Annotated in this window: 10 protein-coding genes; 7 read left to right on the forward strand and 3 right to left on the reverse strand. The window is 71.2% G+C overall.

The features are described from left to right. Nucleotides 1–47 precede the first annotated feature (47 nt). Nucleotides 48–1,520, forward strand: a complete 1,473-nt coding sequence (locus ACZ43N_RS21520) for an APC family permease (RefSeq protein ID WP_468099455.1) — start codon at nucleotides 48–50, stop codon at nucleotides 1,518–1,520. An 80-nt stretch (nucleotides 1,521–1,600) separates the two neighbouring features. Continuing rightward, on the forward strand, nucleotides 1,601–3,514 hold the full coding sequence (locus tag ACZ43N_RS21525) for a primary-amine oxidase (protein WP_468099457.1): 1,914 nt from the start codon (nucleotides 1,601–1,603) through the stop codon (nucleotides 3,512–3,514). 28 nt (nucleotides 3,515–3,542) lie between these two features. Here ACZ43N_RS21525 and ACZ43N_RS21530 read toward each other — a convergent pair whose 3' ends face one another. Further along, complete coding sequence (locus ACZ43N_RS21530) at nucleotides 3,543–4,250, reverse strand: IclR family transcriptional regulator (RefSeq protein WP_468099459.1); 708 nt, start codon at nucleotides 4,248–4,250, stop codon at nucleotides 3,543–3,545. Between the two features lie 141 nt (nucleotides 4,251–4,391). Between ACZ43N_RS21530 and ACZ43N_RS21535 the strand changes: the two genes are divergently transcribed. Together ACZ43N_RS21535 and wrbA are read left to right on the forward strand one after the other, a co-directional pair. Further along, nucleotides 4,392–5,891, forward strand: coding sequence for an aldehyde dehydrogenase family protein (locus tag ACZ43N_RS21535; RefSeq protein ID WP_468099461.1), 1,500 nt, complete (start codon nucleotides 4,392–4,394; stop codon nucleotides 5,889–5,891). Between the two features lie 55 nt (nucleotides 5,892–5,946). Further along, entirely contained in the window at nucleotides 5,947–6,582 is a 636-nt protein-coding gene (wrbA, locus tag ACZ43N_RS21540; protein WP_468099463.1) for an NAD(P)H:quinone oxidoreductase, read from the forward strand. 124 nt (nucleotides 6,583–6,706) lie between these two features. Here the strand turns inward: wrbA and ACZ43N_RS21545 are convergent, their stop codons facing one another. Beyond that, nucleotides 6,707–8,515, reverse strand: coding sequence for an APC family permease (locus tag ACZ43N_RS21545; RefSeq protein WP_468099464.1), 1,809 nt, complete (start codon nucleotides 8,513–8,515; stop codon nucleotides 6,707–6,709). A 180-nt stretch (nucleotides 8,516–8,695) separates the two neighbouring features. Between ACZ43N_RS21545 and ACZ43N_RS21550 the strand changes: the two genes are divergently transcribed. The 3 genes from ACZ43N_RS21550 to ACZ43N_RS21560 all read left to right on the forward strand — a co-directional run bounded on the left by ACZ43N_RS21550 (nucleotide 8,696) and on the right by ACZ43N_RS21560 (nucleotide 12,585). Continuing rightward, nucleotides 8,696–9,310 carry a TetR/AcrR family transcriptional regulator C-terminal domain-containing protein gene (locus ACZ43N_RS21550; protein WP_468099466.1) on the forward strand — a complete coding sequence of 205 codons (615 nt, stop codon included), beginning with the start codon at nucleotides 8,696–8,698 and terminating at the stop codon, nucleotides 9,308–9,310. An 86-nt stretch (nucleotides 9,311–9,396) separates the two neighbouring features. Continuing rightward, the gene (locus ACZ43N_RS21555) at nucleotides 9,397–9,960 is read left to right on the forward strand and encodes an MBL fold metallo-hydrolase (protein WP_468099467.1); all 564 of its coding nucleotides are present in this window, start codon (nucleotides 9,397–9,399) and stop codon (nucleotides 9,958–9,960) included. A 147-nt stretch (nucleotides 9,961–10,107) separates the two neighbouring features. After that, a complete protein-coding gene (locus ACZ43N_RS21560) occupies nucleotides 10,108–12,585 on the forward strand; it encodes a SpoIIE family protein phosphatase (RefSeq protein ID WP_468099468.1) in 2,478 nt (825 codons plus the stop codon). Between the two features lie 53 nt (nucleotides 12,586–12,638). On the opposite strand, the gene ACZ43N_RS21565 is transcribed toward ACZ43N_RS21560, so the two are convergent. Beyond that, nucleotides 12,639–12,784: ATP-binding protein (locus tag ACZ43N_RS21565; RefSeq protein WP_468099497.1), on the reverse strand; the 146-nt coding region annotated here is incomplete at its 5' end.

Consider the following 12,784-nt stretch of genomic DNA (forward strand, 5'->3'; position numbering starts at 1 on the left):
CACCATGTACGAATATCGCACAGCGGTGAAACTGGAGGCTGATCGGGATGACAAGCCCTGATCGCATCACCCTGGCTCACGGCCGCCTGTCCCTGATCGGCGTCCTCACTCAATCCATCGGCTTCATGGGGCCGGTGTTCTCGGTAGCGGCTCTTCTTCCCCTGGTCGTGGGCTTGTCGGCCACAGGGCGGGGCGCCGGAGTCGCCACTCCCGTCGCGATCGCCATCGCCGGTGTCGGCATGTGCGGCGTGGGATGGGTCATCGCCCAGTACGCGAAACGGATCCATCTGTGCGGGTCGCTCTACGAGTACGTGAGCGACAGCGCCGGCCCCCGCGTCGGCGTGGCCGCCGGATGGCTCTACTACGGGGCCATGATGGTGCTGGGAGCCTCGACGTTCCTCGTCCTCGGCGGTCTCACCCGGACCTGGCTCATCAACGCTCTGTCCGTGGACGTACCGTGGTGGCCCCTGTCCCTGGGCTACGCCGCGCTCGTCGTCGTCGTTCTCGTGATCGGCGTCCAGGTGTCCATTCGGGCCCAGCTCGTCCTCGCCCTGGCCACGATCCTCGTCGTCCTTGTCTTCTCCCTGGTCATCGTCTTCCGGGCCGGCGGCGGGGGCCTGCCCGCCGAACCCTTCGACCCGTTCTCCGTGGGGCGCCTGGACCTGCTCTACGGTGTCCTCTACGGCATCAACATGTTCATCGGCTTCGAATCTGCGGCCAACCTCGCCGAGGAGACCGCGAACCCCAAGCGCCATGTGCCCCGGGCGGTCATGTGGTCGCTCACCATCGTCGGGGTCTACTACCTGGTCGTCGCCTACGCCCAAGCCGTGGGCTTCGGCCTGGACGCGCAGGCGTGGAAGGACAGCGTCTTCCCGCTGGAAGCCCTCGCCTCCGGCAAGGAGTACGGATCCACCGGCTTCGGGACCTTCATGGGGGTGCTGATCATCCTCGACGTGCTCGCGGTGGCGATCGGCGTCGGCGTCGCGTCGAGCCGGGGGATGCTCTCGATGGCCCGCAGCGGCCGACTGCCCGCGAAACTGGCCCAGTTGCACCACCGGTTCCTCACCCCGGTATGGGGCGCCGCCCTGTGGGGCGCCCTCTCCTGCGTGATCATCGTCGCCGTGCGGATGGGCGACGGCATCTTCTCGCGCGAGACCGCCCAGCCCGGTGTCCTGCAACCCCAGTGGTCACCGGCGTTCAACTGGATGGCCGGCTTCGGCGGAACGGGCCTGGCGCTGATGTACCTGATCGTCGCCGCCCTCGGGGTGAAGGGCCTGTGGCCGCATGTCGGCCACGCCAAACTCCTCGTCGCCGGGAGCGTCGGCGTACTCGTGTCGGCCGGCGCCGTGTTCGGAGCCGTCCACCAGGCGCAGAGCCCCCTCGACACCGTGCCCTGGGCCCTGCTCGTGTGGGTGGCGCTCGGCGTGGCGTGGGCCTGCGTCGTACACAGGCGGGCGTCCCGCCCGGAGGAGGCCCTCGACGAGCCGACACGCAGCGCGGGAGAGGTGACCACACCATGACGGCACCAGGATCCCCCGCTTCTCCTCAAAGCCCGACCCACTCCCCTCATCCAGCCCCCCTACCAGCAGGAGGAACGGCAGTGACCGCTGCCACGCCGCACCCGTACGATCCGCTGAGCGCCAAGGAGATGGAGCAGGCCGTCGCCGTGGTGCGCGCCGCTCAGGCCCGGCGGACGGCGATCAGATTCCCGCTGATCCGTCTGGATCTGCCGGACAAGCAGCGGGTACGGGAGTACGACCCCGCCCGGCCGATCCCCCGCGTGGCCTTCCTCGTCGTCTACGACCCCGAGGCCGGTGCCATGTTCGAGGCCCGCGTCGATCTCACCGACGACGTCCTCGTCTCCTGGGAACACCTGCCGGGCAGGCAACCGCCCATCATGATCGAGGAGTTGATGGCACTCGACGAGATCGTCAAGAACGACTCCGGCGCGGTGGAGGCCCTCGCACGGCACGGCGTCGACGATCTCTCGCAGGTCCAGTTCGACCCCTGGTCGACCGGCACCCTGCCGGTCGAGGGCGTGGACGCGCGACGCCGCGTGATCCGCGCGACCGCCTACGTCCGGCGCTTCACCGAGGACAACGGCTACGCCCGGCCCGTCGGCAACCTCGTCTTCGTCATCGACTGCGACACCCGTACCGTGGCGGCCGTACTGGAGGGAGAGCCGCTGCCACTCCCGCCGGAGAGCGGGAACTACGACGTGGGCAGCGTCGGACCGCTGCGCGACGACCTCCGCCCGATCGAGATCACCCAGCCCGAAGGCCCCTCCTTCACGGTGTCCGGCAACGTCGTCGAATGGCAGCGCTGGCGGCTGCACGCCCACATCGACGTGGTGGAGGGCCTCGTCATCAGCGATGTCTCCTACAAGGACGGCGGACGTCGACGCCCGATCCTGCACCGGGCCGGCATCAGCGAGATGGTCGTGCCCTACGGCGACACCAGCGACGACTTCTACTTCCGGAACGTCTTCGACGCGGGCGAGTACAGCCTGGGCAAGACCGTGGGCTCGCTCGGTCTCGGCTGCGACTGCCTCGGGGAGATCCGGTACCTCGACGCCGTCCTCGCCGACGAGTCCGGCACCCCGCACACCATCGGCAACGCCATCTGCCTGCACGAGGAGGACTACGGAATCCTCTGGAAGCACTGGGACTTCCGCTACGTCGAGCAGGCCGAGGTCAGACGCTCCCGACGGCTCGTGGTGTCCTCGATCCACACGATCGGCAACTACGAGTACGGCTTCTTCTGGTACTTCTACCTCGACGGGACGATCCAGTTCGAGGCCAAACTCACCGGCATCGTCCAGACCCGGACCGTGGCTCCCGGGGTGAAGCCCGCCTACGGAACGCTGGTGGCACCGCAGTTGGACGCACCGAATCATCAGCACCTGTTCAACATGCGCCTGGACATGGAGGTCGACGGACCGCGCAACACGGTCGTGGAGGTCGACGCGGTGGGCCTCCCGACGGGACCGGACAATCCGTACGGCAACGCGATCGTCGCCCGCCGCACGGAGATCACCAACGAACGCGACGGCCGCCGGATGTGTGACCCGCTCACCGCGCGGACCTGGAAGATCACCAACCCCGGCGTACGCAACCGCTTCGGTGAGCCGGTCGCCTACAAGCTGGTCCCGTTCGTCGGTCCGACACTGCTCGCCGCTCCTGAGAGCGACCTGGCACGGCGCGCCGAGTTCGCGCGGGCACACCTGTGGGTGACCCGGTACAGCCCGGACGAACTGCACGCGGCCGGCGACTACCCGAACCAGCACCCCGGTGACGGCATCGGCCGGTGGATCGAGCAGGAGCGGGATCTCGTCGACACGGACGTGGTGCTCTGGCACACCTTCGGCACCTCGCATCTGCCCCGGCCCGAGGACTGGCCCATCATGCCGTGCGACTACGTCGGGTTCGCGTTGAAGCCGGTGGGATTCTTCGACCGCAACCCGTCGTTGGACGTCCCGCCTCCACCGGGCCACGGGGCGGCGCACTGCCACTGACAGGGGGCGCCCCCCGGGGCGGCGGGTCTCAGTGCCCGGCCGTCTCGGGGCCGGACGCGCCGACCAGTTGGGTCGCGGCCGTCCTGGCGGCCTCCGTCACCAGATGGGGGACCCGGTCGTCGACGAGTCTGAGGCCGAGCTGCACCACTCCGAGGCTCGCGGTCGACCAGTCCGAGACCCGGATGGGAGCCGCGACACCGATCGCGCCCTCCTGGATCGAGCCCACGCTGACCGCGTACCCGCGGCGACGGGCCTCACGGACGTCGTCGGTGTCCTCGTCGCCGGCCGGCCGACCGGCCAGGATGGCGATGCCGTCCGCGCCGACGGTCAGGGCATGCCGGGCGCCTTCCCGCATGGCGAGGTGCATCGTGGAGTTCGGCGGTTCCGCCGTCAGCAGGATCAGGGCCTGGTCGCCGTCGGCGACGCTCAGGAGCGCCGTGCTGTTGGTCTGCTCGCTGAGTCGGCGCAGGATCGGCAGTACGGTGGCCTGCAGCCGTGGTTTGAGCTGCCCGGCCAGTTCGGCCACACCGAACCCGAGGATGTATCTCGTACCGAGGCGGGCGACGAGGTTGTGCGCCTCCAGGGTGCGCAGAAGACGGTAGACGGCCGCCCGGGCGATGGTCAGCTGCTCGGCGAGCTCCGCCGCCGTGAGACCGTCGGCGTTACGTGCGAGCAGGGACAACACCGTCAGCCCGCGGTCAAGAGTCAGGGACGTTTCCCCGCCGGTCGCCGCCACGATCTTCTCTCTCCTCCTGCCTTTGCGTGCCGCACATCATGTCACGGCGCTCGGAACGACCGCCTCTTGCCGGCCCCTTGACCCGGCGTCACCCTCATCCCTATGGTTTCAAATATCGTCCTCATAGAACGGTAATCGTACATGCTTGCACGCGTAGAGGCCGAACGGCTGGTCAGCACGGTTCCGGCGGAGCCCTACTTCGCCGGGCGATGGGACAGCAGTCAGAGCACCGACACCTTCGATGTGATCGACCCGGTGACCGAACGACGGCTCACGACCGTGGCCGCGGCCGGGGCCGGGGAAGTGGACCGGGCCGTGGCCCACGCCCGGTCCGCGCTGGACGAGGGCGAGTGGGGGCGGACCGACGGCGGCGTCAGGGCGGTCCTGCTGCACCGCCTGGCCGACCTGATCGAGGCGCGGAGCGAGGAGTTCGCGACGCTGGAGTCGCTGGACATCGGCAAACCCGGTTTCGAGCCGCGCGCCATCGATCTGCCCCAGGCGATCCAGACCTTCAGGTACTTCGCCGGCTGGGCCGACAAGGTGGAGGGCCGCTCCGTCCCCACGTCCTCTTATATGGGACGGCCCACCCACAGCTACACCGTGCGCGAGCCGGTCGGGGTGGTCGCGGCCATCACGCCCTGGAACTCACCGACGATGATCGGGTCGTGGAAGATCGCGCCCGCGCTCGCCGCGGGCTGCGCCGTCGTCCTGAAGCCTCCGGAGGACGCGCCCCTCACCTCCCTCCTCCTCGCGTCGCTGATCGAGGAGGCAGGCTTCCCCGCCGGGGCGTTCAGTGTCCTTCCCGGAATCGGCGCGGTGACGGGCCAGGCGCTCATCGACCACCCGGGGGTGGACAAGATCTCGTTCACCGGAAGCCCCGAGACGGGACACAAGGTGGCCGTCGCCGCCGCCAAGGGGTTCCGGCGCACGACGTTGGAACTCGGCGGCAAGAGCCCCCAGATCGTCTTCGCCGACGCTGATCTCGACGAGGCCGCGCAAGGGGTGGCGGTCGGCATCTTCGCCAACCAGGGCGAGGTGTGCGCCGCGGGCAGCCGCATCCTGGTCGCGCGTCCCGTGTACGGCGAGTTCGTCGAGCGCCTGGTGGCCCGCGCCCGCGACATCAAGGTCGGGGACCCGTTCGACGAGGGCACCACGATGGGCGCTTTGATCAACGCCCGACAACTGGAGCGGGTCTGCGAGTACATCGCGGCCGGTGTCGACGACGGCGCCCGCCTGATCTCCGGGGGCGGCCGCCCGCACGACAGAGGATTCTTCATCGAGCCGACCCTCTTCGCCGAGGTGGACAACGCCATGACGATCGCCCGGCGGGAGATCTTCGGGCCCGTCGGCGCCGTCATCCCGTTCGACGCGGAGTCCGACGCGATCACGATGGCCAACGACAGCGACTACGCGCTGGCCGCCACCCTGTGGACGTCCGATGTGAGCAGGGCACATGTGGTCGCCCGACGGGTGAGGGCGGGCGCCGTCGCGATCAACGGCTGGGCTCCGCTCGACCCGCGTCTGCCCTGGGGCGGTTCCAAACTCAGCGGCCAGGGGCGGGAACTCGGCTGGGCCGGCATCGAGGCCAACACCGAGGAGAAGACGGTCACGGCCGTCCTCGCGTACCCACCCGCCAAGTGACCGGGCGCTCCGCGCCCTCCTCGTGATCGTCCGCCGCCTTTGGGAGGGGTTCCCCGTGTCAGCACATGTGTTGGTCGTCTACTACAGCGCGACCGGGTCCGTGCACCGGCTCGCGCGGGCGGTGGCCGAAGGGGCCGAGTCCGCGGGCGCCGAGGTGCGACTGCGCAGGGTCGCCGAACTCGCGTCCGACGAGGCGATGGCGGCGAACCCGGAGTGGGCGGCGCATCACCGGGAAACGGAGTCGGCCGTCGAGGTGGCCGGACTCGCCGATCTGGAGTGGGCGGACGGATACGCCTTCGGCACACCGACGCGGTACGGTGCTCCGGCCGCGCAGCTGAAGCAGTTCATCGACACCGCCGGAAGTCTCTGGCAGGCGGGGAAGCTCGCGGACAAGCCGGTGACGGCCTTCGTCTCCTCGGCGGAGCGGCACGGCGGCCAGGAGTCGACGATCCTGTCCCTGAACAACGTCTTCTACCACTGGGGCGCGGTCATCGTCCCTCTCGGCTACACGGACGACGTCGTCCACGCGGCCGGCGGCAACCCGTACGGAACGTCCTGGCCCGCCGGCTTTCCCTCGACACCACCGGACGACACGGCACTGGCCTGCGCACGCTTCCAGGGCGTCCGGCTGGCGCGCTTCGCGGCCCTCCTCGCGGCGGACCGGGCGCAGGCCTCCGCCGCACAGGGCTGACCCGGCCCGCCCGGACGGCCCCACGCCGGGAAGGCGGGGGCCGGCCGGCGCGGGGCGTCGGGGGACGAGTGGGGCAGGCCCCGCCGCGGCCGGTCGGAACACCGCGTCGGCGCCCGCCCCGGGGTCACACGGATTCGACGTCGGTGGTGGCGAGCTTCGCGTAGACCTCCGGCCGCTTGCGACGGATGCGCGTGGCGAGGACGGCGCCCGTCGCGAACACGACCGGGGTGAGCGCCGCGAGCGTCCAGTTGACGGTGGGGGACGCCCCGGTGAACAGGTTGAGACGGGTACAGACCAGCCCGGTGATGACGGCCAGGAGGAGCGCGGCGGTCGCGGGCGCGACAGCCGTACGCAGCCGTCCGGCCGTGGCGGCTCCCGGGTTGCGGCGGAAGAAGACGGCCACCGAGCAGGCCGCCAGGGTCTGCAGCGCGAGGATGCCGACCACGCCGGGGGTGTTCACCCACAGCAGGAACTCGTTGTACGGGTGCGCGCCGATCGCCGCGAAGACGGCGGTGACGACGGTCGCCAGCGCGGTCTGCGCGACGCCCGAGACCCAGGGCGAACCGTGCCGGGGGTGGATACGGCCCAGCGGGGCGGGGGCGGCGCCCTCCACGGACAGGGCGTAGCCGTAGCGGGTGATGGCGTTGTGGAAGGCGAGCAGGGAGGCCAGGAGACTGCTGACGATCAGGACGCGCTGGAGGTCGGTGGCCCAGCCGCCGACGTAGTGGGTCATCGCGGTGAAGAACATCTCCGCCGGGTTCTGCGCGGCGGTCGCCACGGCCTTGTCGTCGCCGAAGGCCTGGACGATGACCCAGACGACGAAGGTGTAGAACAGGCCGAGGAATCCGACGGCGAGGTAGGTGGCGCGGGGCACGGTGCGGTCGGCGTCGCGGGCCTCCTCACGGTAGAGGGCGGTGGCCTCGAAACCGATGAAGGCGGCGACGGCGAGGCCGAGCGGTGCGCTCATCCTCGACGTGAAGACGTTGGACGGCGCGAAGGACGCCAGGCTCAGGCCGTCCGCGCCGCCCTTGACCAGGATCGCGCCGGCCAGCAGCACCAGGATGGCGGTCTCCGCGATCAGCAGCGCGGCGAGGACCTTGGCGCCGACGTGGATCGACCGGAAGCCGAGGAACCACACCACGGCGATCGCCGCGAAGGCGTAGACGGGCCAGGGCAGTTCGAGGCCCAGAAGGTCGTTCGCGGTGCCGGCGGCGAAGAAGCCGAACGCCCCGTAGGTGCCGATCTGCAGCGCGTTGTAGGAGAACACCGCGAGGAGCGCCGCTCCGAGCCCCGCGGGACGGCCGAGACCCCGGGCGACATACGAGTAGAAGGCGCCCGCGTTGCGGATGTGGGGCGTCATCGCGGTGAAGCCGACCGCGAACAGGCACAGCACGACACCGACCGTCAGATAGGCCACCGGGGCCCCGATGCCGCCGAAGAGGATGGCGAGCGGAGCGATACCCGCCATCACGGTGAGCGGGGCCGCGGCCGCCACGACGAAGAACACGATGTCGCTGACGCCGAGCGTGGCCCGCTGCAGATGACCGGTCGGGTCCGCCCCGGTGCCCGCAGGGGACGGTGGGGGAGCGGTGGAGGTGTGGGGCTCGGTCATGGGGGTCTCCGCGTGCTGCGTGAAGTCGACGGGTGGGTGGGTTGCTGTCCTGCCGCGGGCAGGCGGTGACGGTGCCGTACCGCTACCGTCCGCGGGGACGGAGGAGGCGAGGCCGGAGCCGTGCGTGCGCCGGCCGGGCCAGGTGCCCAGGACGGGCAGGGGCGGGAGGTCGTGCGGTGCGGGCGCGACCGGGTCGGCGGCGAGAGGCACCAGCTCCGCCCCCCTGCCGGGGCGCGGGACGCCCCACTTCCAGGTCCGCTCCCGAAGGAGCCGGCCGCCGTCGGGGATCTCCTCGTCGGCGAACACGATGTCGGCCTGCATGGCGGTGGCACCTCCGTCGGCGGCGACAGAACTGAAACCGATTCGGTTTCGGTAATGTAGGGGCCGCTCGAACCCACGGGAAGAGTTTTACTGAAAGTCATTCGGTAAAGTTCGGATGGCCGTGTGCGAGACGGCCCCTGCCGCCCGCACGAGCGGGGAGACGGACGAAGAGGAGCCCATGTGCCCAGGCCGCGCACGCCGCTGCTGGACCGCCGACGTATCGGCGCCGCGGCGCTGAGACTCGCCGACGAGCAGGGAGTCCTCACCATCCCCGCTCTGGCCAGGGAACTCGGCGTGGCTCCCTCGGCGCTCTACCACCACGTGTCCGGCCGGGACGAGATCATCTCGCTCATGCGGGAGGAACTGGCCCTGGAGACCAGCCCCGACGCCTGGGACCCGACCCAGCCCTGGGAGCAGGCCCTGGAGGACTGGGCCCGCTCCTACCGCACGGCCTTCGCCGGCCATCCCGGGGCTGTGCCGCTGCTCGCCACCGCCCCGCTCGCCGAGCCCTTCCTGTACGCGATGTACGAGAAGGTCGCGGAACTCCTGCTGACCGCCGGCTTCACCGCGAGCCAGGTCATGCCCCTGATCAACACGATGGAGAGCTTCGTCCTCGGCTCGGCCCTCGACCTCGTGGCCCCGCCGGTGACCGCCTCCGACGTGCCGCGGGCGACCGCCCCGCACCTCGCCGCCGTACTCGACCACACCCCGGACGACCACCGCCGCGCCGAACTCGCCTTCGACATCGGTCTCCAGGCCATGATCACCGGCCTTCGGGCGCTCCTGCCCACCTGACCGAGAGCGCGAACCCGTACACCCACGGCCCCGCACCCCCGCGGCCCGTTCGCCACCGCTTCAGGCCTCACCGGAGGAGTTCCGTCATGACCGCCTCGTTCCACGTCCTGACCACCGGCTACGCGGACGCCCGCGTGGCGGGCACCGTCACCCTGCTCGTCGACGGCGCGACCGTCGCGATCGTCGATCCCGGCATGGTCGCGGACCGCCGGCTGATCCTGGACCCGCTCAGGGAGCAAGGACTGGCCCCCGAGGACGTCACCGACGTGGTCTTCAGCCACCACCACCCGGACCACACGCTGAACGCCGCCCTGTTCCCCGAGGCTCGCTTCCACGACCACATGGCCATCTACCAGGACGACGTCTGGGAGGACCGGAACGCCGACGGATACCGGCTCTCCCCGTCGATCACCCTGATGACCACGCCCGGTCACACCGCCGAGGACGTCAGCACCCTGGTGACCACGGTGGAGGGCCTCGTGGTCCTGACCCATCTGTGGTGGACCGCCGAGGGACCGGCCGACGACCCCTTCGCGCCCGACCGCGACGGGCTGCGGGCGGCCAGGGAGAAGGTCCTCGCTCTCGGCCCGGCCCTGATAGTCCCCGGACACGGGGCGCCCTTCGTGCCGTCGGAGTCGACGCCCCTCTGACCCCGCTCCGCCCAGGCCCCCGGTGGTCGGTGCGCGCCGCGCAACCGGTTGAGAGGGCTGCGCCGCGGCGGGATGCTGGAGGCAGCGCCCGTGCCGGGCGCACAGCGCCGTGCTGGAAAACGGCAGGAACGACGTCGGGGTACGCCCATGGACAACGAGCCCGACACGACCACGGGAGCAGAGGGGCCGGCCGTACCCGACGACTTCGCGGTCGTCGTCGACGCCCGCGGAGTCGTCCTGGTGTGGAGCGCCGGCGCCCGGCGGCTCCTCGGGTACACGCCCGAGGAGGTGGTGGGCCGGCCGGCCCACCACCTGCGGACCGCGAGGCTGCCCTCCGCGACCCGGCGTCGCCTGGTCGCCCGTGAACCCTGGACCAGCGACGTGGGGCTGCGCAAACGGGACGGCGACCGGATCATCGTGCGGCTCAGGGGCACACCCCTGCTGGACGGGCGGGGCAGGACCCACTGGGTCCTCACGCCGGCGGCGGTGACCTACTCCGCCGGGCCGACGGACACGGGGCCCGCCGAACTGTGGGACCTCACGCTCGCGCAGCTCCCGCTGCCCGTCGCCATCTACGACAGCGAGGCCCGGTTCGTCACCTGCAACCAGGTGATGAGCCAGGCCATGGGGTTGAACCCGGAGGAGATGCGGGGGCGGACGCTGTGGGAGATCTACCCCGTCCCGCCCCTGGACGAGATCGACCGCCTCCAGCACCAGGCCGTGCGCACCGGGGAGATGATCTTCCGCGAGGAGCAGCCCTTCCGGGCCTCCGGTGAGGTCCGCGACCACGCGTGGTCGCTGTTCCTCTCCCCGCTGAAGGACAGGGCCGGTGCCGTGCTCGGACTGTCGGCCCTGGTCATCGACATCACCGAGCAGTACTGGGCGCGCCGTCGGCTGGCCGTGCTGAACGACGCCAGCGTGCGTATCGGCAGCACTCTCGATGTCACCCGGACGGCCGAGGAACTGGCCGAGGTGGCGGTGACCGGGTTCGCCGACTTCGCCGCCGTCGACCTGCTGGAGTCGGTCGTCCAGGGACACGAGCCGCAGCCCGTGCCGCCCGGCACACCGGTCGTCTGCCGCCGTACCGCGCAACGGTCGGTGCTCCGCGGAGCACCGGAATCGGTGATCCCCAAGGGCGACATCGACACCCACCCTCCGGACTCCCCGGCGGCCCGGGCGCTGATCACCGGACGGGGCAGCTACCACAGTGCGGGCGACCCGCTGCTGCGCGAGTGGATGGCGGCCTCCCCCGACCGCGCGGAGAACATGCGGCGATTCAAGATCCATTCGGTGCTGATGGTGCCGCTCCGCGCCCGGGGCATCACCCTCGGCGTGATGCTCCTGCTACGCCACCGCACCGAGGACGCCTTCCGCGAGGACGACCTGGTGCTCGCCGAGGAGATCGCCGCCAGGGCGGCGGTGAGCATCGACAACGCCCGCCGTTACACCCGCGAGCGGCACACCGCGATCACCCTCCAGCGCAGTCTCCTGCCCGAGCGGCTCCCGGAGGTGGAATCGGCGGACCTCGCCTACCGGTACCTCCCCGCCGGCCCGGGGGACGAGATCGGCGGGGACTGGTTCGACGTCATCTCCCTGTCCGGGGGACGCGTGGCGCTTGTGGTGGGCGACGTCGTGGGCCACGGCGTGCACGCCTCGGCCACGATGGGCCGGCTACGTTCCGCCGTACGGACCCTCGCCGACGCCGACTTCACGCCCGACGAGCTGCTCACCCGGCTGGACGACCTGGTCATCCGCCTCGACCGGGAGGAGGGCCCGGACGCGCGCAGTGCGGCGGACGGGCCCTCGGGCGAGGTCGGGGCCACCTGCCTCTACGCCGTCTACGATCCCGTGGCCGGTTGCTGCGACCTGGCACGGGCCGGACACCCGCCTCCGGTCCTCAAACGGCCCGACGGCACCGTGCGGCTGCTGGACCTGCCCGCCGGACCACCGCTCGGTCTGGGCGGACTGCCCTTCGAGGCCGCCCGGATCGCCATGCCCGAGGGCAGCACGCTCGCCCTCTACACCGACGGCCTGATCGAGGCCCCCGGCCGCGATGTCGACGTCGGACTCGACCTGCTGACCGAGGCGCTGCGTCGTCCCGCCGCCGATCTGGAGGAGACCTGCGACGAGGTGCTGCGCAAGGTGCAGCCCGACCCGCCTGCCGACGACATCGTCCTGCTCCTGGCAAGGACCGCCAGGCTCGGAGCCGACCGGGTACGCACCTGGGAGCTGCCCCTGGACCCCGCGGCCGTCGGCGGGGCGCGCCGGATGGCGGCCGAGCAACTCGACGCCTGGGGACTCGCCGACCTCGACTTCTCCACCGAGCTGATCGTCAGCGAGCTGGTCACCAACGCGATGCGGTACGGCAACGCCCCCATCCATCTGCGGCTCATCCGCGCCGACGCCCTCATCTGCGAGGTCTCCGACTCCAGCAGCGCCGCTCCCCATCTGCGGCGGGCCCGGGTCTTCGACGAGGGCGGACGCGGGCTGCTGCTCGTCGCTCAGGTCGCCGAGCGCTGGGGCAGCCGCCAGACGGCGGCAGGCAAGACGATCTGGGCCGAGCAGCCCCTGCCCGACGGGAGCCCCGACAGTTCGCACCCCGCCGGAGGCCGGGACCCCCGATGAGGCCGACCGCCGCCCCGGCGGCTCACCGCGCCAGGATCTGCCGGTCCTGGTTCTCAGTCGGCGCTCAGCGGAATACGCAGCCGTACCCGATAGCCGCCCTCCGCGGTCGGGCCCGTCTCCAGGGTGCCGTGCAGGATGTCGGCGCGTTCCCGTAGTCCGACAAGGCCCTGCTGGGAACCGGGGAGGGACAGGGAAGGAC

It is taken from the genome of Streptomyces sp. NPDC030814 (genome assembly GCF_055572155.1).

Coding starts and splice junctions, on each gene's coding strand:
- ACZ43N_RS21520 (WP_468099455.1), top strand. CDS start 48: ATGACAAGCCCTGATCGCATCACCCTGGCTCACGGCCGCCTGTCCCTG.
- ACZ43N_RS21535 (WP_468099461.1), top strand. CDS start 4,392: ATGCTTGCACGCGTAGAGGCCGAACGGCTGGTCAGCACGGTTCCGGCG.
- ACZ43N_RS21545 (WP_468099464.1), bottom strand. CDS start 8,515: ATGCAGGCCGACATCGTGTTCGCCGACGAGGAGATCCCCGACGGCGGC.
- ACZ43N_RS21555 (WP_468099467.1), top strand. CDS start 9,397: ATGACCGCCTCGTTCCACGTCCTGACCACCGGCTACGCGGACGCCCGC.
- ACZ43N_RS21560 (WP_468099468.1), top strand. CDS start 10,108: ATGGACAACGAGCCCGACACGACCACGGGAGCAGAGGGGCCGGCCGTA.